Source organism: Rhizobium sp. AQ_MP (assembly GCF_014237835.1).
Taxonomy (GTDB): Bacteria; Pseudomonadota; Alphaproteobacteria; order Rhizobiales; family Rhizobiaceae; genus Allorhizobium.
In genome coordinates this window covers 326,907-346,369 of record NZ_JACJVI010000003.1, presented here as the reverse complement: position 1 = coordinate 346,369, position 19,463 = coordinate 326,907, and the positions used below count along the sequence as shown (strand labels likewise).

At 61.6% G+C, this 19,463-nt stretch carries 18 protein-coding genes; 2 read left to right on the top strand and 16 right to left on the bottom strand.

The annotated features are described in order from the left end of the window. Positions 1-17 precede the first annotated feature (17 nt). The 6 genes from H6M51_RS07345 to H6M51_RS07320 form a co-directional block, all read right to left on the bottom strand. Positions 18-896 (bottom strand): F0F1 ATP synthase subunit gamma, encoded by an 879-nt coding sequence (locus H6M51_RS07345; RefSeq protein WP_185809216.1) that lies wholly within the window; start codon positions 894-896, stop codon positions 18-20. Positions 897-925: 29 nt separating this feature from the next. Continuing rightward, positions 926-2,455 (bottom strand): F0F1 ATP synthase subunit alpha, encoded by a 1,530-nt coding sequence (gene atpA / locus H6M51_RS07340; RefSeq protein WP_185809215.1) that lies wholly within the window; start codon positions 2,453-2,455, stop codon positions 926-928. After that, positions 2,455-3,021: a F0F1 ATP synthase subunit delta gene (locus tag H6M51_RS07335; protein WP_185809214.1), complete on the bottom strand. Its 567-nt coding sequence runs from the start codon at positions 3,019-3,021 to the stop codon at positions 2,455-2,457. Before H6M51_RS07335 ends, atpA begins: the two co-directional genes overlap by 1 nt. A 264-nt stretch (positions 3,022-3,285) precedes the next feature. Further along, positions 3,286-3,669 carry a DUF4345 domain-containing protein gene (locus H6M51_RS07330; protein ID WP_185809213.1) on the bottom strand — a complete coding sequence of 128 codons (384 nt, stop codon included), beginning with the start codon at positions 3,667-3,669 and terminating at the stop codon, positions 3,286-3,288. Between the two features lie 113 nt (positions 3,670-3,782). After that, a complete protein-coding gene (locus H6M51_RS07325) occupies positions 3,783-5,996 on the bottom strand; it encodes a primosomal protein N' (RefSeq protein ID WP_185809212.1) in 2,214 nt (737 codons plus the stop codon). A gap of 60 nt (positions 5,997-6,056) precedes the next feature. Continuing rightward, a complete protein-coding gene (locus H6M51_RS07320) occupies positions 6,057-6,950 on the bottom strand; it encodes a GNAT family N-acetyltransferase (RefSeq protein ID WP_185809211.1) in 894 nt (297 codons plus the stop codon). 121 nt (positions 6,951-7,071) lie between these two features. Here H6M51_RS07320 and H6M51_RS07315 point away from each other — a divergent pair, with 121 nt between their 5' ends. After that, complete coding sequence (locus H6M51_RS07315) at positions 7,072-8,016, top strand: tyrosine recombinase XerC (protein ID WP_185809210.1); 945 nt, start codon at positions 7,072-7,074, stop codon at positions 8,014-8,016. Positions 8,017-8,106: 90 nt separating this feature from the next. Beyond that, complete coding sequence (locus H6M51_RS07310; RefSeq protein ID WP_185809209.1) at positions 8,107-9,195, top strand: TraB/GumN family protein; 1,089 nt, start codon at positions 8,107-8,109, stop codon at positions 9,193-9,195. On the opposite strand, the gene H6M51_RS07305 is transcribed toward H6M51_RS07310, so the two are convergent. The 10 genes from H6M51_RS07305 to sucD form a co-directional block, all read right to left on the bottom strand. Continuing rightward, a complete protein-coding gene (locus tag H6M51_RS07305; protein WP_185809208.1) occupies positions 9,176-9,676 on the bottom strand; it encodes a DUF2867 domain-containing protein in 501 nt (166 codons plus the stop codon). The genes H6M51_RS07310 and H6M51_RS07305 overlap by 20 nt on opposite strands. 17 nt (positions 9,677-9,693) lie before the next feature. Continuing rightward, positions 9,694-10,194, bottom strand: a complete 501-nt coding sequence (locus tag H6M51_RS07300; protein WP_185809207.1) for a cytochrome b — start codon at positions 10,192-10,194, stop codon at positions 9,694-9,696. Positions 10,195-10,324: 130 nt separating this feature from the next. Beyond that, positions 10,325-11,731, bottom strand: a complete 1,407-nt coding sequence (gene lpdA, locus H6M51_RS07295) for a dihydrolipoyl dehydrogenase (protein WP_185809206.1) — start codon at positions 11,729-11,731, stop codon at positions 10,325-10,327. Between the two features lie 25 nt (positions 11,732-11,756). Continuing rightward, the gene (locus tag H6M51_RS07290; protein ID WP_185809205.1) at positions 11,757-12,506 is read right to left on the bottom strand and encodes an SDR family oxidoreductase; all 750 of its coding nucleotides are present in this window, start codon (positions 12,504-12,506) and stop codon (positions 11,757-11,759) included. Further along, positions 12,503-12,997 carry a hypothetical protein gene (locus tag H6M51_RS07285; RefSeq protein ID WP_185809204.1) on the bottom strand — a complete coding sequence of 165 codons (495 nt, stop codon included), beginning with the start codon at positions 12,995-12,997 and terminating at the stop codon, positions 12,503-12,505. Before H6M51_RS07285 ends, H6M51_RS07290 begins: the two co-directional genes overlap by 4 nt. Before the next feature lie 8 nt (positions 12,998-13,005). After that, positions 13,006-13,419, bottom strand: coding sequence for an MAPEG family protein (locus tag H6M51_RS07280; protein WP_185809203.1), 414 nt, complete (start codon positions 13,417-13,419; stop codon positions 13,006-13,008). A 12-nt stretch (positions 13,420-13,431) separates the two neighbouring features. Continuing rightward, positions 13,432-14,661, bottom strand: a complete 1,230-nt coding sequence (gene odhB / locus H6M51_RS07275; protein ID WP_185809202.1) for a 2-oxoglutarate dehydrogenase complex dihydrolipoyllysine-residue succinyltransferase — start codon at positions 14,659-14,661, stop codon at positions 13,432-13,434. Between the two features lie 57 nt (positions 14,662-14,718). Further along, positions 14,719-17,715, bottom strand: a complete 2,997-nt coding sequence (locus H6M51_RS07270) for a 2-oxoglutarate dehydrogenase E1 component (protein ID WP_185809201.1) — start codon at positions 17,713-17,715, stop codon at positions 14,719-14,721. 2 nt (positions 17,716-17,717) lie between these two features. Next, entirely contained in the window at positions 17,718-18,551 is an 834-nt protein-coding gene (locus H6M51_RS07265; RefSeq protein WP_185809200.1) for a hypothetical protein, read from the bottom strand. A 3-nt stretch (positions 18,552-18,554) separates the two neighbouring features. Continuing rightward, a complete protein-coding gene (sucD, locus tag H6M51_RS07260; RefSeq protein ID WP_113379200.1) occupies positions 18,555-19,457 on the bottom strand; it encodes a succinate--CoA ligase subunit alpha in 903 nt (300 codons plus the stop codon). Between the last annotated feature and the right edge of the window lie 6 nt (positions 19,458-19,463).

Here is a 19,463-nt window from a genome sequence, read left to right as displayed (position 1 = left end):
ACCCTCTTTCCTTAACCTCAGAGCGCTTCCGCGCCCGAAATGATTTCAATGAGTTCCTTGGTGATCTGCGCCTGACGCTGGCGGTTGTACGAAAGCGTCAGCTTGTTGATCATCTCACCGGCATTGCGTGTCGCATTGTCCATGGCGCTCATCTTGGCGCCCATTTCACCAGCGACGTTTTCGAGCAGGGCCCGGAAAATCTGAACCGAGATGTTACGCGGAATGAGATCCTCGAGGATCGCAGCCGCATCCGGCTCGTATTCGTACAGCGCGGACGCCCCGCCCTGCTGAGCAGCAGCTGCCGGAGCAGCCGGGATGATCTGCTGCGCCGTCGGCACCTGGCTGATTACCGACTTGAACTCGGAGTAGAACAACGTGCAGACGTCGAACTCACCACGCTGGAACATGTCGATGACCTTGCGGCCGATGACATCTGCATCGGTGAAGCCGATACGCTTCACTTCACGCAGATCCGTGCGCTGAACGATCATATCGGCGAATTCACGACGCAGGCTGTCGTAGCCCTTCTTGCCGACGCAGAAGAACTTGACCGTCTTGCCCTGGGCCAGAAGCTTGCGGGCATGGTCACGGGCAAAGCGAGCGATCGACGAGTTGAAGCCACCGCACAGACCACGTTCTGCGGTGCAGACGACGAGCAGGTGCACGTCGTCCTTCCCGGTGCCCGTCATCAGGCGCGGCGCGCTGTCGTCCGAACCCACGGCTTGCGCGATGTTGGCCAGGACGGCGCCCATGCGCTGCGAGTACGGTCGGGCAGCCTCGGCCGCTTCCTGAGCACGACGCAGTTTCGCCGCGGCGACCATCTTCATCGCCTTGGTGATCTTCTGCGTCGCCTTGACGGAGGCGATCCGGTTTTTCAGATCCTTAAGTGAAGGCATCCGTTATCCGTCCTTGGCTTGAGCCTGAATTAGGCGAAGTTCTTCGCGAAGCTATCGAGGGCGGCCTTGAGCTTGCCCTTAGTATCATCGCTGATCGCCTTCTCCGTGCGGATGGTGTCGAGGAGCGCCTTGCCTTCCGAACGAAGGTAGGAAAGGAAGCCCTGTTCGAACTTGCCGACCTGGTTGACCGGGATCTTGTCCAGGTAGCCGTTGACGCCGGCGAAGATCACCGCAACCTGTTCTTCCGTCTTGAGCGGCGAGAACTGCGGCTGCTTCAGGAGTTCGGTCAGGCGTGCACCACGGTTCAGGAGGCGCTGGGTTGCAGCGTCAAGGTCCGAACCAAACTGGGCGAAGGCAGCCATTTCGCGATACTGCGCGAGTTCACCCTTGATCGAGCCAGCAACCTGCTTCATCGCCTTGATCTGGGCGGCAGAACCAACGCGCGAAACCGAGAGACCGACGTTAACGGCCGGACGGATGCCCTGGTAGAACAGGTCGGTTTCAAGGAAGATCTGACCGTCTGTGATCGAGATGACGTTGGTCGGAATGAAGGCCGAAACGTCGTTGCCCTGGGTTTCGATGACCGGCAGAGCGGTCAGCGAGCCAGCGCCGGCAGCGTCGCCCATCTTGGCGGCGCGCTCGAGCAGACGCGAATGCAGATAGAAGACGTCGCCCGGGTAAGCTTCGCGGCCCGGCGGACGGCGCAGCAGAAGCGACATCTGACGATAGGCAACAGCCTGCTTGGACAGGTCGTCGTAAGCGATCAGGGCGTGCTGGCCGTTGTCGCGGAAGTATTCGCCCATCGCGCAGCCGGCGAACGGTGCGAGATACTGCATCGGAGCCGGGTCGGATGCGGTAGCGGCGATGATGATCGAGTACTGCAGAGCGCCACGCTCTTCGAGAACCTTCACGAACTGGGCAACGGTCGAACGCTTCTGGCCGACGGCGACGTAGACGCAGTACAGCTTGTCGTTCTCGGGGCCGTTGTCGTGGATGGCCTTCTGGTTGAGGAAGGCGTCCAGGATGATGGCGGTCTTGCCGGTCTGACGGTCACCGATGACCAGCTCGCGCTGGCCACGGCCAACCGGGATGAGGGCGTCGATGGCCTTGAGGCCGGTCGACATCGGCTCGTGAACCGACTTGCGCGGGATGATGCCCGGAGCCTTCACGTCGACGCGCGAACGGCGGGTCGCGTTGATCGGGCCCTTGCCGTCGATCGGGTTGCCGAGTGCGTCGACGACGCGGCCGAGCAGCTCCGGACCAACCGGTACGTCAACGATGGCGCCGGTCCGCTTGACGATGTCGCCTTCCTTGATGTCACGGTCGGCACCGAAGATAACCACACCGACGTTGTCGGCTTCGAGGTTGAGCGCCATGCCGCGGATGCCGCCCGGGAACTCGACCATTTCGCCGGCCTGAACATTGTCGAGGCCGTAGACGCGGGCGATACCGTCACCGACGGACAGAACCTGGCCGACTTCGGAGACTTCCGCCTCTTTGCCGAAGTTCTTGATTTGATCTTTAAGAATTGCGGAAATTTCCGCGGCGCGGATATCCATCAGCCAACCTCTTTCAGTGCAAGCTTAAGGGTGGAAAGTTTGGTGCGAAGAGACGTGTCGATCTGGCGGGAGCCGATCTTCACGATCAGGCCGCCGAGCAGGGAAGGATCGACCGTGACCGAGATCGAGACATCCTTGCCGGTGACGCCCTTCAGCGCCGCTTTCAGTTCGGTTTCCTGCTCGGCCGAGAGGGCATGAGCAGACGTGACGTCAGCCGAAATCTCACCCTTGTGGCGGGCGAGGATCTGGCGATAGGCAGCCACCATGCCGGGTACGGCAAACAGGCGGCGATTGCTTGCGACGACCTTCAGGAAGTTCAGCACCAACGCATGAAAACCGGCCTTCTCGCCGATCGCGCTGATGGCCTTGACCTGGTCTTCGGCCGTGAAGACGGGCGACAGGACCAGACGCTGCAGATCGCCGCTCTCGTCGATCATCGCCTGGAAACGGTTGAGATCGGCGGCGACGGCGTCGATCGTGCCGGCTTCGAGCGCAAGCTCGAACAGCGACGATGCGTAACGCTCCGCCACGCCTGAAATCACTTGGGATGCGTCTGCCACGGGCAAAAAATTCCCTGATCTGGAACCAGGTCGCCGGACACCTCGGGCGAGGCCTCTCAAGCTCCTGATATCGTTTTGTTTTTCCCCAAAAACACAAGTATGCTGCACTTGCGTTTTCCGAATTTCGCGGTTCGTCTAGCATAGCAGGTCTAGACTCGCAACACGCGTATTAAAGGTTTGCTCCTTCAGAGCAAGGCCTGTCGTCGTTTTTTTGTACGAAACGGCCTCAAATATCCGGGATCGGCGACAGTTCTGCTTCTTTGCAGATCTTCATGTCAGACCAAAGACATAGGCAAGTGAGAGGGAAGCGATCAAGACCTGCACAACCAGGAGGAGAAGGTTGCGCCATGTACCGCCATGGTCGGACATGATCGAGAGGATCCGGGCAAACGCAGAGAGAGCCACGGCGGCGCCGAAAGCCAGATAGACCGTTGGCTGGGCCAGCAGCAGCGCAGTGCCGGAGAAGCCGACCATCAGGCCGCCGATCGAGCGCGCGGCTCCGAGACCTTCGGGCCTCCCCTCGGCAGCGCTGAGACCGAGCGCCTTCAGCGTCAGCCCGGGAGCAAACAGAATGAAGCACCCGATGACGGCCGTGGCGACCGCAGACAGAAAGGCGAGCTGCTCGCCAGGCTCGGTGGGAAAGTAGAATTCCATGGATCAACCCGCGTTGAAACAAACCGGGCGGCTTATGGCACGAAATGCGCGCCGGCGGTATGGCCTCGGCGCCTTATTTCGCAGGTGATGCGACGTATTCCGTGCCGATCGGCTCAGAGGAAGCTTTGCGGATCGACATCCACCTGCACCTGGATCGACCGGCGCTCCCTAGGCCCGCGCTCGAGCATGCTGCGCACGAAGGCCTGCATGTCGCTGTTGCGGCGGCCATGGACAAGCAGACGGAAGCGGTGGCGACCACGAATGAGCGCAAGCGGCGCTTCGGCTGGGCCGAGGATCATGATGCCGCTTTCGTGCGGCGCTGTCTGGCGCAGCGCGCGCGCATGCCCCTCGGCTTCGGCCCGTGTATCCGCAGAAACGATGATCGAAACGAGCCGCCCAAACGGCGGCAGCTGCGCCCGCTCGCGCTCGGTGATCTCCCGCTCGTAAAAGGCCGAGGCGTCGCCCGACACGATTGCCTGCATCACAGGATGCTGCGGCTGGAAGGTCTGCAGCAGGCCGAGGCTCTTGCGCCCCGTACGCCCCGCGCGGCCCGTGACCTGCGAGAGAAGCTGGAAGGTCCGTTCCGCCGCCCGCGGATCCCCGTTCGACAGACCGATATCTGCGTCGATGATGCCGACAAGCGTCATCAGCGGGAAGTTATGGCCCTTGGCGACGAGCTGCGTGCCGATGACGATATCGGCCTCGCCATTGGCAATCGCTTCCAGTTCGAGCCGGAGCCGCTTCACCCCGCCGATATCGGAGGACAGCACCAGCGTGCGGGCATCGGGAAAATGTTTCTCCACTTCTTCGGCGATACGCTCGACCCCCGGCCCGCAAGCGACAAGATGGTCGAGCGTCCCGCATTCCGGGCAGGCATTCGGCGTCGGCTCGTGATAGCCGCACTGGTGGCACTGGATCTGGCCACGGAAACGGTGCTCGACCAGCCAGCTCGAACATTGCGGGCACTGAAAGCGATGGCCGCAGACCCGACACAGCGTCAGCGGTGCATAACCGCGCCGATTGAGAAAGAGCAGCGCCTGTTCGCCGCGCTCCACCGCCTTGCCGACGGAACGCAGCAGAACAGGCGACAGGAACCCACCCCGCTCCGGCGGTGAGCGTCGCATGTCGACGAGATGCAGATCCGGCATAGCCGCATCGGCGAAACGCGTCGGCAGATGGATGCGTGTGTAGCGCCCGGCGATGCAGTTGACCTGGCTCTCGACCGACGGCGTCGCCGAGACCAGGACGACCGGGAAGCCCGCGATGCGCGCCCGCACGACAGCCATGTCCCGGGCATTATAGAAGACGCGGTCTTCCTGCTTGAAGGCAGGGTCATGCTCTTCGTCGACGATGATCAGGCCCAGATTCTCGAAGGGCAAGAAGAGCGCCGAACGCGCACCCGCCACCACGCGGATCTCGCCGGTCGCCACCTGGCGCCAGACCTTTTCGCGGGTGCGGGTCGCAAGATCCGAATGCCATTCCCCCGGCTTGGAGCCGAAGCGATCCTGGAAGCGCTCGAGGAAGTTGGCGGTGAGCGCGATTTCCGGCAGCAGGATCAGCACCTGCTTTCCCTGTTTCAAGGTCTCGGCAATCGCTTCGAAGTAGACCTCCGTCTTGCCGGAGCCCGTGACACCATCGATCAGCGATACGGCAAAGCCGCCCTTGCGCAGACTATCGAGGATCTCTTCGGCGGCGTCCTTCTGCGGACCCGCAAGACGGTTCTCCGCATAGTCAGGGTCCGGAGCGGCGACCAGCGGCGGCGGCGGCAGGAAGACCTGTTCGAACACGCCCTGCTTGACGAGACCGTCGATGACGCTCGTCGAGACGCCGCTGGCATGGGCAAGGCCGCTCTTGGTCCAGGAAAGACCATCCGATGCCATCTCCAGCACCCTCTGCCGCGCCGGCGTCAGCCGTTCGGGCTGGTAGCCGGCATAACGCAGGCCCTCGATCATCGGCTCCGGATCGAAGGCCGCCGGTGCCCGAAGCGCCATGCGGGCCACATAGCCGGGCGGCGACAGCGTGTAGGCGGCCACCCAGTCGAGGAAGGTGCGCATGTCCTGGTGGAGCGGCGGGCAATCGAAGACCTTGGTGATCTCACGCAACTTCTTCGGATCGACTGACGCTTCCTCGCCGCCATCCCAGACGACGCCGATCACCTGACGCGGCCCAAGCGGCACCTGCACGATCGCGCCTGGCTCGACCGTCAGCCCATCGGGCACGGCATAGCTGTAAGCGGTCGGCGCGGGCATGGGGACGAGCACCGGCACCACCTTGCGGCGCGGTGTCTCGAACAGCTCCCCGAACAGGCTTTTCGAATCGTCCTTCATCGGGCTGCAACTTGCCCCCGGAAGAACAGAAAGAAAACAGGCTTTATGTGAGGTGAGCGATCAGCGGAAACTGCGGTCGGGATCGGCAGGGAGTTGGTGAACCGTGTAGTCCTCAAGCGCCTTGGTCACCTCGGCGGGATCCCCGTCCAATGCCTCGACCGAAATCAGATTGCCGACCGTGAAATCGAAGCGACCGCCGCGCTTGTTCAGAAGCTCGTAGAAAACGGTCATGTCGCGCAATTCGGTCGACCACCGGGCAAACCAGTAGAACAGGCCCGAATTGCGGGCCTTCATGTTCACCGGCAGGATCGGCAGATTGTATTTGCGCGCGAGCGAGATGGCCGATGTCTTCCAAGGCCGCTCGTTGAGCTTGCCCTCATCCCAGTAGGCGATGCGACCGGAGGGAAACAGCACCGTCGCCCGCCCCTCTTCGACGGCCCGCGTGGTGAGCTTCAGCGTTTCGCGCGCCTTCAGTTTCGACTTGTACTCCTCGCGCCATTCCACCGGGATGATGATCTCTGCAAGACGCGGATTGACCCTGACGGCATCGCGGTTCGCAAAGAAGGTCATGTCGGGACGACGATCTTTCAGCAGGTCATACATGGCCACCCCGTCGGCGATGCCCGTCGGATGGTTGCTGACCAGGATGAAGCCGCCGGATGACGGGATGCGGTCGGCATACCGGACCTGGATATCGAGACCGAGGGCCGCACTCAGATAGTCAAAGACCTGAGGGCCCGGCAGGTTGGCGACATCATTGGCGAACTGGATCGCCTTGTCATAGCGCAGCACGCTGTAAAGGAAGGGCCGCATGACGGGCCAGAGCGGATGCTGGACGAGCTTCTGCCCGCGCTCGGCGATCAGCGTGTCGACGATATGTCCCGGGCGCCCCTGTGATAGGAGCGAAAGCGTGTCGGTGACGGTCGCGAAGGTGGAGACGGGAGAACGGCGCATCAGCAAATACCTCGCCAGTGTTCCAGCGTTCTGGCAGCGCTTTGTGATCCGATCATGACAGCCCCGGCATTCGTCTTTCGTTAACCCTCCCGCGCCATCGTGAGCGGGGTGGCCAACATCCATGAACGCGAGAGGCCTGCAATTGATCCCGGCAGACGAAAAGATTCTCGGCGAGCGCGCCGCATGGCTGGAGAGCCTGGGCGCCGAGCGCCGCCTGTCGGCCAACACGCTTGAGGCCTACGAGCGCGACACGCGCCAGTTCCTGCAATTTCTCTCCGGTTATGTCGGCAGTACTGTGAAGATCGACGACATCAAGGCCCTGCGCCCTGCGGATCTACGCAGCTTCCTCGCCCACCGCCGAAAGGACGGTGCGGGTGCCCGCTCGCTCGGCCGACATCTGGCAGGTCTGCGATCCTTCCTGCGCCACTTGGAGCGCAAGGGGCTGGTGAATGCCGCAGGTGCGAGCGCCATTCGCTCACCAAAGCAGCCAAAGTCGCTGCCGAAGCCCCTGACCGGCAGTCAGGCCTTGGCAGTCGTAGATCAAGGCACACAGATGAACGAGGAACCCTGGATCGCAGCCCGCGATGCAGCCGTGCTCTCGCTTCTCTACGGCTGCGGTCTTCGCATATCCGAGGCACTCGGTCTGACGCCGGAGGTCTTCGAGGGCAGGCCGAAGAGCCTGCGCATCACCGGCAAGGGCGGCAAGACCCGGCTCGTCCCACTCTTGCCCGTCGTTATGGAAGCAGTTGAGACCTATTACGGTCTGTGTCCTTATCATCTCGAACCCGGCGCCCCGCTCTTCAGAGGCGCCCGCGGCGGCCCGCTGCAGCCGGCGATCATCCAGCGCGAGATGCAGAAGCTGCGCTCGGCGCTCGGCCTGCCGGACACCGCGACCCCGCATGCACTTCGCCATTCCTTCGCCACCCATCTTCTCGGCAGCGGCGGCGACCTGAGGACGATCCAGGAATTGCTCGGCCATGCGAGCCTGTCGACCACGCAGATCTATACCGGCGTCGACAGCGCCCGGCTCCTAGACATCTATGACCGCGCCCATCCCCGCGCCTGACGCGCCCCGAACGCCCCCGCGTTAACCAAGATCCTTAATCGATCGTGAGGGCGATCGCTTCTATTCTCCGCACTTCTGACAGGAGACGACATGAACGCGCATCGCCTTTTCTCGCTGCGGCCACACCTGCCGCGCCTTTCGCCGTCCGAGATCGGTCTCTGGATCGCCGGCGCACTGCCGCTCGCACTTGTCGCCTTCCTGCTCGCAGCGCTCCTTGCCGTCAGTCCCGCGCGCGCATCGGATGTCGCCTGCCATGGCGAAAACCTTCTCATTGCGATGGAGAAGGAAAAGCCGGACGAGCTTGCCAAAATCCGTGCGGAAGCGGCCAAGGTTCCGAATGGCCAGGGCATCTTCTGGAAGGTCGAGAAGGAGGGGCTGAAGCCCTCCTACCTGCTCGGCACCATGCATGTCACCGATCCCCGGGTTCTGACCATGCCGAAGGGTGCGCGAGAGGCCGCCGCCGCGGCCGATTTGGTGGTCATCGAGTCAGATGAAATCCTCGACGAGAAGAAGGCGGCAGCCTCTCTTCTGATGCATCCCGAACTCACCATGTTCACCGACGGCAAGTCGGTGAAGGACCATCTCGATGCTGCGGAACTGGAAAAGCTCGAAGCCGGCCTGAAGGAGCGCGGCTTGGCCCTCGGCGCCGTCGCCCGGATGAAACCATGGATCCTGGCAAGCTTCGTGGCGCTTCCCGCCTGCGAACTGTCCCGCAAGGCAGCGGGGGCATCCTTCCTCGACAAGCAGATCGCCGAGGATGCGGTAAAGGCCGGCAAGCCGGTCGCCGGACTTGAAACCCTCGTAGAGCAGCTCGAAGCCATGGCCGACCTGCCTGTCGATTTTCACTTCAAGGCTTTGATCGAGACCATCGCCCTCGGCGACAAGATGGAGGACGTCATCGAGACAATGACCGAGCTTTATCTCGCCGGCGATATCGGCATGACCATGCCGATGCTCAAGGCGGTCGCCCCGACATCCGGCGAGGACGAAAGCGCCTATGCCGCCTTCGAGACCCGGATCGTGCGCGACCGAAACCTGGTGATGGCCGAAGGCAGCAGGCAGCATCTGGAAAAGGGCAACGTCTTCATCGCCGTCGGTGCGCTGCATCTGCCGGGCGAAGAAGGTCTCATCGAACTGATCCGCAAACAGGGCTACACCGTCACGCGGATAGACGGCTGACGCTCCTGGAGGCGGCAAAGCGCTTGAGGAAGGTCTTTACGATCAGCCTGTGAAAGGGCGTGACGAAGAGGATGTAGATCCGGCCGAAGAGATTGTGTCGCTTGACGAGTGTCGTCAGCGACACATGCTGGTGCCTGGCACCCTCCGGCTCGACAGCAACGATGATCCGGAAATCGAGATGTTTGTCGTTGAAGCCGAGCAGTACGTGCCGGTCATCATGCGTCAGAACCGGAAAGCCGCCGATCCGGTCCTGGCCGGTCAGCTCAAGCTCGGCGGACTTCAATCCGAAGAACCCGACGATCACGTTGCGGATCTTGAGCAGAGCCGCGACCCAGCGCGGCGCTCGCCCCATCAACTCGCTCGCAACCTCCATCGGTACGAGATCGTTTCGATCGAGGCGGACACTGTAGCTGTCGGCCCAGTCGGCTCCGGGAAGATCGCGATGCGGAAGCGTGACACGCTGTTCAACGACGAGACCCATCCGCCCTCCCTTGGCATTCACCCCCGCGTCATGCGCGTGGCGATCGGCGTCTTCCAGTAAAACTGGTGTACCAGAAGCGCGAGGATGTGCACTGCGATCAAAAGCCACATCAGGCTTTTCAGCGGGCCGCCATGCAGAAAGCCAGCGGTTTCATTGCCGAAATAATAGGCGCCGATGCCGCTCAGCGGTATGAGGAAGAAGAGCGCATAGAAGGTGCCATGCGCAAGCTTCGCCGCCATCGCCAGGAGCGGCGGCTCCTCGGCCGGCGCCGGCGGGGCGCCACGGGTCAGCCGGATGGCGAGGCGAACAAGCCCGAGACAGAGGACGGCGATACCCACATAGGCATGGATATTGGCAAAGGTCAGATCGTCGGCCGATGGCACCTCGCCCCGTTCATACGCTTCGGCAACCTCTTCCATCGCTTCGGCGAAGATGAGGTTGAACAGGATGAGCAGGGCCATCAGCCAATGCAGGGCCTTCTGCGGGATCGAATAGGAGGTGGGAGCAGCGGCAGCCATGGGTCATTGCCTTTCGTGCGGTTCGAAGGGAGGCATTGCGACCACATGATAAAGGCCGCCACTTGCGGAACAAGCGACGGCCTTCAACCTTACCGAAATATAATATTTGACCTATGTCAGGTCGCTAGCATCACATGTGCAGCGGCTTGAAGAAGGTTGCGAGTGCTGCTTCCTTCACGGCCTCCGACATGGTCGGATGCGCATGGCAGGTGCGGCCGAGATCTTCCGAGGAACCGCCGAATTCCATCAGCACGGCCGCTTCGTGGATCATTTCGCCGGCGCCGAGACCGATGATGTGCACACCGAGAACACGATCGGTGTCCTTGTCGGCGAGTACCTTGACGAAGCCATCGGAAGCGAGCATCGCGCGGGCACGACCATTGGCCGTGAACGGGAACTTGCCGACCTTGTAGGATACGCCTGCGGCCTTGAGCTCTTCCTCGGTCTTGCCGACGGAGGCGACTTCCGGCTGGGTGTAGACGACGCCCGGGATGACTTCGTAGTTCACGTGGCCATGCTGGCCGGCAAGGATTTCGGCAAGCGCCACGCCCTCGTCTTCCGCCTTGTGGGCGAGCATCGGACCCTTGACCACGTCGCCGATGGCATAGATGCCGGCAACATTGGTGCGGTAGTGGCCGTCGATCTCGACGCGACCGCGATTGTCGAGGGCAACGCCCGCTTCTTCGAGGCCGAGGCCAGCCGTGTAAGGCTTGCGGCCGGTCGCGACGAGCACGACGTCGGCGTCGAGCGTCTGGGCTTCGCCGCCCTTGACCGGCTCGAACGTCACCTTGGCACCCTCACCCGACTTGACCACGCCGGTGACCTTGGCGCCGAGATTGAATTCCATGCCCTGCTTGGCAAGGATGCGCTGGAACTGCTTGGAGACTTCGCCGTCCATGCCGCCGAGGATCGTGTCGAGATATTCGACAACGGTGACCTTGGCGCCGAGGCGCGACCAGACCGAGCCGAGCTCAAGGCCGATAACGCCACCGCCGACGACGATCATCTTGGCGGGCACCTTTTCGAGGGCGATCCCACCGGTCGAGGACACGATGACCTTTTCGTCGATCTCCACGGCAACACCCGGGATGCCGGCGACGTCGGAGCCCGTGGCAATGACGATGTTCTTGGTTTCGAGGACCTGGACTTCACCGGCATCGTTGGTGACCTGTACCTTGCCGGCGCCGAGGATCTTGCCCGTGCCCTGGATGCCATCGATCTTGTTCTTCTTGAACAGGAAGGAAACGCCCTCGACGTTCGACTTCACGGTCGCGTCCTTGTGCGCCATCATCTTGGAAAGGTTGAGCGTCGGCGCGCCAACTTCCACTCCGAGATCGCCCATGCCATGGGCGGCGTGGTGGAAAACCTCCGACGCATGCAGCAGGGCCTTGGACGGGATGCAGCCGATGTTGAGGCAGGTGCCGCCATAGGTGGCGCGCTTCTCGACGACGGCAACCTTCATGCCGAGCTGGGCCGCCTTGATGGCGCAGACATAGCCGCCGGGGCCGGAGCCGATAACGATGACATCATAAGACATGGGGAGCTTCCTTCGATTTCGACGGTTACCGACCGCCGCTGACATTCAAGATGGCACCCGTCACATAGGATGCCTGAGGCGAGAGGAGATAAAGAACGCTGTCGGCCACCTCATCCGCCGTGCCGGGCCGCTGCATTGGAACGATGGGCGCAAGATCACGGGCACGGTTCGGCAGGCCGCCGGATGCATGGATTTCGGTGTCGATGATGCCGGGCCTGACAGCATTGACCCGGATGCCTTCGGTCGCGACTTCGCGCGCCAGTCCGAGGGTGAAGGTATCTACGGCGCCCTTGGCGGCGGCATAGTCGACATATTGACCGGGAGCACCGAGCACCGCCGCAATGGAAGACAGGTTGACGATGACACCGCCCGCGCCACCATGCTTGGTCGACATGCGCTTGACGGCTTCTGTGGCGCAACGGATCTTGCCGATCACATTGATGGCAAAGATCCGCTCGAGCCGCGCCCGGTCGAATTCATCGACCCGCGCGGTGACGTCGACGACGCCGGCATTGTTGACGAGACCGAAGAGCGGTCCCAGGCGATCGACAGCGGCAAACATGGCGGCGATGCCCTCTTCGTCAGAAGTGTCTCCCTGGACGATGTCGGCATGGGCGCCAAGCGCGCGGCAGTCGGCGGCGACGGCCTCTGCGGCCTGCTTGTCCGAACGATTGTTGACGAGGAGGTCGTAGCCCTGTGCTGCGGCCTTGCGGCAGACGGCAGCACCGATGCCTCGGCTCCCGCCGGTGACGAGAAGAAGCGGACGGCCTGTCATGACGCGCATCCCTTGAACTCGAAGACATCCCAGGGGCCGCTCTCCATGCCCTTGCCGACAACCGACTGCAGGATGGCCGGGCCGAAGCCGGGCAGAAGAAGAACATCGGGGGCAGCTGCGCCCTCAGGCGGCAGAAGGTCGACACGACCCGTCGTTTCATCGACGGCGTAGACGATACCCTTCCAGACGGTGCAGGCGGCAATGGTCGCGCCGGTGACGTCGCCATCGGGACAGTTGTTCATCAGCATGCCGATCGGCCGCTCGATCTCGGGATCGAAGAGCACGTGGCCGTTGAGCTTGAACTTGCCGATCTCACTGCGGAAGCCATGGGTCACTGGGGTGTTTTCACCGCTGGCCGCCGTGAAGACCAGCTCGACCCCGGTTTCGGCTTCGCGATAGGTGGCTTTTTCAATCAGGCACTCAGCGGCAGACGCCGCGTGGGAGAACGCAAGCGCGGCAAGAAGAACGGCTGCCCCTGATGACGCGCCCATGATCCACCTCAAAACACCAGCGCGAGGAACATCAGGCCGAGACCGGCCATGGCCCCGAGCCAGACAAGCGAGCGGATATAGGGAATGCCGGCGAGGTAGAGCGGGTAGTAGACGATGCGGCCGACGAACCAGATGATCGCACCGACGAGGCCGAGACCCGAGGTCTCGCCCGTGAAGAGCAGCCCGGCAGTAAGGGCCACGAAGGCCGGATAGGTTTCGCGAAAATTCGAGGAGGCACGCGCCGCGCGACCGGCGAGCTTGCCCGCCGGTTGCTTGTTGTCGTCACGAGGGCCAGCATTCCATTCCTGCCCCAACTCCTTGGTTGCCAGCACGCCCTGCAATAGGACATGTGCAACCAGCAGGACCACGCTCCAGGCAAGGAGCATGACGAGCGGAGAGGCGGACGCGGATACCGGCTCCATCGTGAGGTCTCCTTAGAGATCGAGAACCAGACGTTCCGGATCCTCAAGGCTTTCCTTGACACGAACGAGGAAGGTGACAGCTTCCTTGCCGTCGACGATGCGGTGATCGTAGGAGAGCGCGAGATACATCATCGGGCGGATGACGATCTGGCCGCCGACGACGACCGGGCGCTCCTGGATCTTGTGCATGCCGAGGATACCCGACTGCGGTGCGTTCAGGATCGGCGAGGACATCAGCGAACCGTAGACGCCACCGTTCGAGATGGTGAAGGTGCCGCCCTGCATGTCGGCCATCGACAGCTGACCGTCACGGGCAGCCTTGCCGAGGCGACCGATTTCCTTCTCGATTTCGGCGATCGACATCTGGTCGGCATCGCGCACGACCGGAACGACGAGGCCCTTGTCCGTGCCGACGGCAACGCCGACATGGCAGTAGTTCTTGTAGATGATGTCGGTGCCGTCGATTTCGGCGTTGACGGCCGGCAGTTCCTTCAGCGCATGCGTGACAGCCTTGGTGAAGAAGCCCATGAAGCCGAGCTTCACGCCGTGCTTCTTCTCGAAGATGTCCTTGTAGCGGTTGCGCAGGTCCATGACCGCCTTCATGTCCACCTCGTTATAGGTGGTCAGCATGGCAGCCGTGTTCTGGGCATCCTTGAGGCGCTTGGCGATCGTCTGGCGCAGACGGGTCATCTTCACGCGCTCTTCGCGCGAGGCATCGTCAGCCGAAGAGGCCGGGCGCGGCGCAGCCGGGACGGCGGCCGGTGCTGGAGCGGAAACGCCCTTGGCGATGGCAGCGATCACGTCGCCCTTCAGCACCTGGCCACGCTTGCCGGAGCCGTCGACGTCGGCCGTCGAGATGTTGTTGTCGGCAGCGAGCTTGGCAGCCGCCGGGGCGGCCGGCATGGCGGATGGAGCAGCCGGGACAGCGGCGGCCGGAGCAGGCGCTGCAGCGGGAGCCGGTGCTGCGGCAGGCGCCGGAGCAGCCGCACCGGCAGAACCGGCGGCACCTTCGGCGATTTGGCCGAGCAGTGCGCCGAGACCGACGGTCTCGCCGTTCTGGGCGACGATTTCGGTCAGGACGCCCGAGACAGGCGACGGGACTTCGACGGTCACCTTGTCGGTTTCCAGTTCGACGAGCGGTTCGTCGGCCTTGACAGTGTCGCCGACCTTCTTGAACCAGGTGCCGACAGTGGCTTCGCTGACGGATTCGCCGAGGGTGGGTACGCGGATTTCAGTGGCCATGATCTCAATTCCGTTGATCAGAGAACGTTACGGTCTGCGAGGGAAAGACTGGGCGGATCAACCGCCCAGTGCGTCCTCGAGGAAGGCTTCGAGCTGGGCGAGGTGCTTCGACATCAGGCCCGTTGCCGGCGAGGCGGCAGCCGGGCGACCGGTGTAGCGCACGCGCTGGTACTTGGCGTCGATATGGGCAAGCACCCATTCCAGATACGGATCGATGAACGACCAGGCGCCCATGTTCTTCGGCTCTTCCTGGCACCAGACCATCTCCGCATTGCGGAAGCGCGAGAGCTCGTTGATGAGCGCCTTGGCCGGGAACGGATAGAGCTGTTCGATGCGCAGCAGGTAGATGTCGTCGATGCCGCGCTTTTCACGCTCTTCGAGCAGGTCGTAATAGACCTTGCCCGTGCACATGACGACACGACGGATCTTCGCATCCTTCTGCAGCTTGATCGGGCCGTCCTTGATGACCTCGGCATCGTCCCACAGCAGACGGTGAAACGAGCTTTCGCCGGCCATTTCGGCAAGGCTCGACGTTGCACGCTTGTGGCGCAGCAGCGACTTGGGCGTCATCATGATCAACGGCTTGCGGAAGTCGCGCTTCACCTGACGGCGCAGGATGTGGAAGTAGTTCGCCGGCGTCGTGACGTTGGCGACCTGCATGTTGTCTTCGGCACAGAGCTGCAGGAAGCGCTCGAGGCGGGCAGACGAATGTTCGGGACCCTGGCCTTCATAGCCATGCGGCAGAAGGCAGACGAGACCCGACATACGCAGCCACTTGCGCTCACCCGACGAGATGAACTGGTCGAAGACGACCTGTGCACCGTTGGCGAAGTCACCAAACTGGGCTTCCCAGAGCGTCAGCGCATTCGGACGGGCCAGCGAATAGCCATATTCGAAGCCGAGCACCGCTTCTTCCGAAAGCATCGAGTTGATGACTTCGTAACGGGCCTGGTTCGGCGCGAGATTGGCGAGCGGAATGTAGCGCTCCTCGGTCTCCTGATCGTAGAGAACGGAGTGACGCTGCGAGAAGGTGCCGCGTTCGCAATCCTGGCCCGACAGACGGATCTTGTGGCCGTCGAGGCAGAGCGAACCGAATGCGAGGGCTTCGCCCATCGCCCAGTCGATGCCTTCACCGGTCTCGATCATCTGAGCACGGTTTTCCATGAAGCGCTGGATAGTGCGGTGCGCCTTGAAACCATCGGGGATGGTCGACAGCTTGCGGCCGATTTCCTTCAGCTGCTTCATCGGCACGGCGGTCTTGCCGCGACGCTGCTCGTCGGCATTGTCGGCGGTGCGCAGACCCGACCAGGCACCATCAAGCCAGTCGGCCTTGTTCGGCTTGTAGCTCTGGCCTGCCTCGAACTCCTGCTCGAGATGCGCACGCCAGTCGGCCTTCATCTTCTCGAGTTCGCCTTCCGAGATCAGGCCTTCCGCGATCAGACGCTCGCCATAGAGCTGGACTACCGTCTTGTGGGCGCGGATTTCCTTGTACATCTTCGGCTGGGTGAAGCTCGGCTCGTCGCCTTCGTTGTGACCGAAGCGGCGATAGCAGAACATGTCGACGACGACAGGCTTGTGGAACTTCATCCGGTATTCGGTCGCGACCTTGGCCGCGTAGACGACGGCTTCCGGATCGTCACCGTTGACGTGGAAGATCGGCGCTTCGATCATCTTGGCGACGTCGGACGGATAGGGCGACGAGCGCGAGAAGGCCGGATTGGTGGTGAAGCCGATCTGGTTGTTGATGATGAAGTGCATCGTGCCGGCAACGCGGTGACCGCGCAGGCCGGACAGGCCGAGGATTTCGGCAACGACGCCCTGTCCCGCGAAGGCCGCATCACCATGCAGGAGCAGCGGCAGAACCTTGGCGCGCTCCTTCAGCGGGATGATGTCGCCGTCGAAGACCTTGGCGAGCTGGTCCTGCTTCGCACGGGCCTTGCCCATGACGACAGGGTTGACGATTTCGAGATGCGACGGGTTTGCCGTCAGCGACAGGTGCACCTTGTTGCCGTCGAACTCGCGGTCCGAGGAAGCGCCGAGGTGATACTTCACGTCGCCCGAACCTTCGACTTCGTCGGGCTTGAACGAACCGCCCTTGAACTCGTGGAAGATGGCGCGATGCGGCTTGCCCATGACCTGGGAGAGCACGTTCAGGCGGCCACGATGGGCCATGCCGAGAACGATCTCTTCCATGCCTTCCTGGCCACCACGCTTGATGATCTGCTCAAGCGCGGGGATCAGCGATTCACCGCCATCGAGACCGAAGCGCTTGGTACCCTTGTACTTCACATCGATGAACTGCTCGAAGCCCTCGGCCTCGATCAGCTTCTGAAGGATTGCCTTCTTGCCGTTCGGCGTGAATTCGACGCCCTTGCCTGGACCCTCTATGCGTTCCTGAATCCAGGCCTTTTCTTCCGGATCGGAGATGTGCATGAACTCGACGCCAAGGGTCGAGCAATAGGTGCGCTGCAGGATGTCGAGCATCTGCGGGATCGTGGCGTATTCCAGACCCAGCACGTTGTCGATGAAGATCTTGCGGCCGTAATCGGCTTCGGTGAAGCCATAAGCAGACGGAGACAGCTCGTTGTAGTCCTCGACCGGGGCGGCCAGACCGAGCGGGTCAAGCTTGGCATGCAGGTGACCACGCATGCGATAGGCGCGGATCATCATGATGGCGCGAACGCTGTCGCGCGTTGCCTGCAACACTTCGGCTTCGGACACGGCCTTGCCGGTCGAAGCGGCGGTTGCTTCGGCCTTGGCCTGAACCTTCTTTTCGATGGCCTTCTCGACCACGCCCCAGTTGCCGTCGAGCGCATTGACGAGATCGCCGCCCTCGGCGATCGGCCAGTTCTTGCGCTTCCAGGAGGCGCCCGAGGCTGCCTTCTTCACGTCACCCGGATTGTCGGCGAGCGCCTTGAAGAAGGCACGCCACTCTTCGGAGACCGAGGAGGGGTCTTCCTGATAGCGTGCGTAAAGCTGTTCGATATAGGCCGCATTCGATCCGTCGAGGAAGGACGTGATCAGAAACTGCTCGTTGGCTTCTTGCCTACCCATGGTCATATGTACCTATGTTCGTATTCGAGGTTGAGTTGTACAGATGCACGTCGAATATCAAATTTTCTGCAGAATTCCTGGACTCGGTCATCCGTCCTTAGACAGTTCAAACTCACCTGCCAGCCATCTCGTCCATCCACCTTGTCTTCAATATTGATGAACAAGGAACCACTGCGATAAAAATTTGAATGGTATCTATTTCGAGATACCTTCCATACAAATGAACTACTGATAAAGGCCCATGCATACTCTCTGACTTTGTCGTCAAAACTTATATATAACTCTATATACTTAGAATTTCCGTCGATGGTAGAAACGTAAATTGAAGTGTTTCCCAACGCGGGAGATGAGTAAACGCCGCTCCAATAACAGTCGTCCATAGACGCCACGTCACCTTTTAGTGGCAACGAACTAAAATGAGGTCGCTCAGAAGGTTCCGATACCTTCTCGAGAAGCGCGTCATAATCAGACCAATTGAAGTACTCATTTTTCGCCAATTCATTCACAATTCGTGAACGCTCAAGAAATGCGACTGAAGATTCAGTTCCCTGAACCCATCCGTTGTTGAGCAGAAATCCATCGATGCTAGAGAACACATGAAAGAAATTCATGTTGTCATCGATTGTTCTTTTTAAGCTGATCAATACGGCAACGACACGCAAAGCAGCTTCCAAAGGCATGCGTCCTTCGGTTCCCAGCTTCTCAAGGTTGGAGAAATCGAATCCGTCAATCTCCAGATCACATGGGCTAGAAATTCCGGAACCCACGGGCATTTGCGACCAGACAGAAGTATCCCGTCCGGCGTCGCAAAGATTGTTAGGTGGGCTCCGGAACATTAGTTAACCCTTGAGGACTTCGACCAGGGTCTTGCCCAGACGTGCCGGCGAAGGCGAAACCTTGATGCCGGCGGCTTCCATGGCAGCGATCTTCGATTCGGCATCACCCTTGCCACCAGAAACGACAGCACCGGCATGACCCATGGTGCGGCCCTTCGGCGCCGTACGACCGGCGATAAAGCCGGCCATCGGCTTCTTGCGACCCTTCTTGGCTTCGTCGATCAGGAACTGAGCTGCATCTTCTTCAGCCGAGCCACCGATTTCGCCGATCATGATGATCGAGGTCGTGGCCGGGTCGGCCAGGAACATCTCGAGCACGTCGATGAATTCGGTACCCTTGACCGGGTCGCCACCGATACCGACGGCGGTCGTCTGGCCGAGACCTTCGTTCGAGGTCTGGAACACCGCTTCATAGGTCAATGTTCCCGAGCGCGAGACGATACCGACCGAACCCTTGCGGAAGATCGAGCCCGGCATGATGCCGATCTTGCACTCTTCCGGCGTCAGGATGCCCGGGCAGTTCGGGCCCAGCAGACGCGACTTGGACTTGTCGAGCTTGGCCTTGACCCGCACCATGTCCATGACCGGGATACCCTCGGTGATGCAGGTGATGAACGGGATCTCGGCGTCGATCGCCTCGATGATGGCGTCGGCTGCACCGGCCGGCGGAACGTAGATCACGGATGCGTCTGCACCGGTCTTTTCCTTGGCTTCGGCAACGGTCGCGAAGATCGGCAGGGTTTCACCCTTGGAGCCGGTCCAGTTTTCGCCACCCTTCTTCGGATGGATGCCGCCGACCATCTGCGTGCCGTAATAGGCAAGCGCCTGTTCGGTGTGGAAGGTACCGGTCTTGCCGGTCAGGCCCTGAACGAGGACCTTGGTGTTCTTGTTTACAAGAATGGACATCGAATA

Excerpts from the sequence above, each read along its gene's own strand:
- H6M51_RS07345 (WP_185809216.1), bottom strand. The coding sequence starts at position 896 with ATGCCTTCACTTAAGGATCTGAAAAACCGGATCGCCTCCGTCAAGGCG.
- H6M51_RS07290 (WP_185809205.1), bottom strand. The coding sequence starts at position 12,506 with ATGACAGGCCGTCCGCTTCTTCTCGTCACCGGCGGGAGCCGAGGCATC.
- atpA (WP_185809215.1), bottom strand. The coding sequence starts at position 2,455 with ATGGATATCCGCGCCGCGGAAATTTCCGCAATTCTTAAAGATCAAATC.
- H6M51_RS07280 (WP_185809203.1), bottom strand. The coding sequence starts at position 13,419 with ATGGAGCCGGTATCCGCGTCCGCCTCTCCGCTCGTCATGCTCCTTGCC.
- H6M51_RS07315 (WP_185809210.1), top strand. The coding sequence starts at position 7,072 with ATGAACGCGAGAGGCCTGCAATTGATCCCGGCAGACGAAAAGATTCTC.
- H6M51_RS07310 (WP_185809209.1), top strand. The coding sequence starts at position 8,107 with ATGAACGCGCATCGCCTTTTCTCGCTGCGGCCACACCTGCCGCGCCTT.
- H6M51_RS07330 (WP_185809213.1), bottom strand. The coding sequence starts at position 3,669 with ATGGAATTCTACTTTCCCACCGAGCCTGGCGAGCAGCTCGCCTTTCTG.
- H6M51_RS07320 (WP_185809211.1), bottom strand. The coding sequence starts at position 6,950 with ATGCGCCGTTCTCCCGTCTCCACCTTCGCGACCGTCACCGACACGCTT.
- H6M51_RS07285 (WP_185809204.1), bottom strand. The coding sequence starts at position 12,997 with ATGGGCGCGTCATCAGGGGCAGCCGTTCTTCTTGCCGCGCTTGCGTTC.
- lpdA (WP_185809206.1), bottom strand. The coding sequence starts at position 11,731 with ATGTCTTATGATGTCATCGTTATCGGCTCCGGCCCCGGCGGCTATGTC.
- H6M51_RS07300 (WP_185809207.1), bottom strand. The coding sequence starts at position 10,194 with ATGGCTGCCGCTGCTCCCACCTCCTATTCGATCCCGCAGAAGGCCCTG.
- odhB (WP_185809202.1), bottom strand. The coding sequence starts at position 14,661 with ATGGCCACTGAAATCCGCGTACCCACCCTCGGCGAATCCGTCAGCGAA.
- H6M51_RS07325 (WP_185809212.1), bottom strand. The coding sequence starts at position 5,996 with ATGAAGGACGATTCGAAAAGCCTGTTCGGGGAGCTGTTCGAGACACCG.
- H6M51_RS07305 (WP_185809208.1), bottom strand. The coding sequence starts at position 9,676 with ATGGGTCTCGTCGTTGAACAGCGTGTCACGCTTCCGCATCGCGATCTT.
- sucD (WP_113379200.1), bottom strand. The coding sequence starts at position 19,457 with ATGTCCATTCTTGTAAACAAGAACACCAAGGTCCTCGTTCAGGGCCTG.
- H6M51_RS07270 (WP_185809201.1), bottom strand. The coding sequence starts at position 17,715 with ATGGGTAGGCAAGAAGCCAACGAGCAGTTTCTGATCACGTCCTTCCTC.
- H6M51_RS07265 (WP_185809200.1), bottom strand. The coding sequence starts at position 18,551 with ATGTTCCGGAGCCCACCTAACAATCTTTGCGACGCCGGACGGGATACT.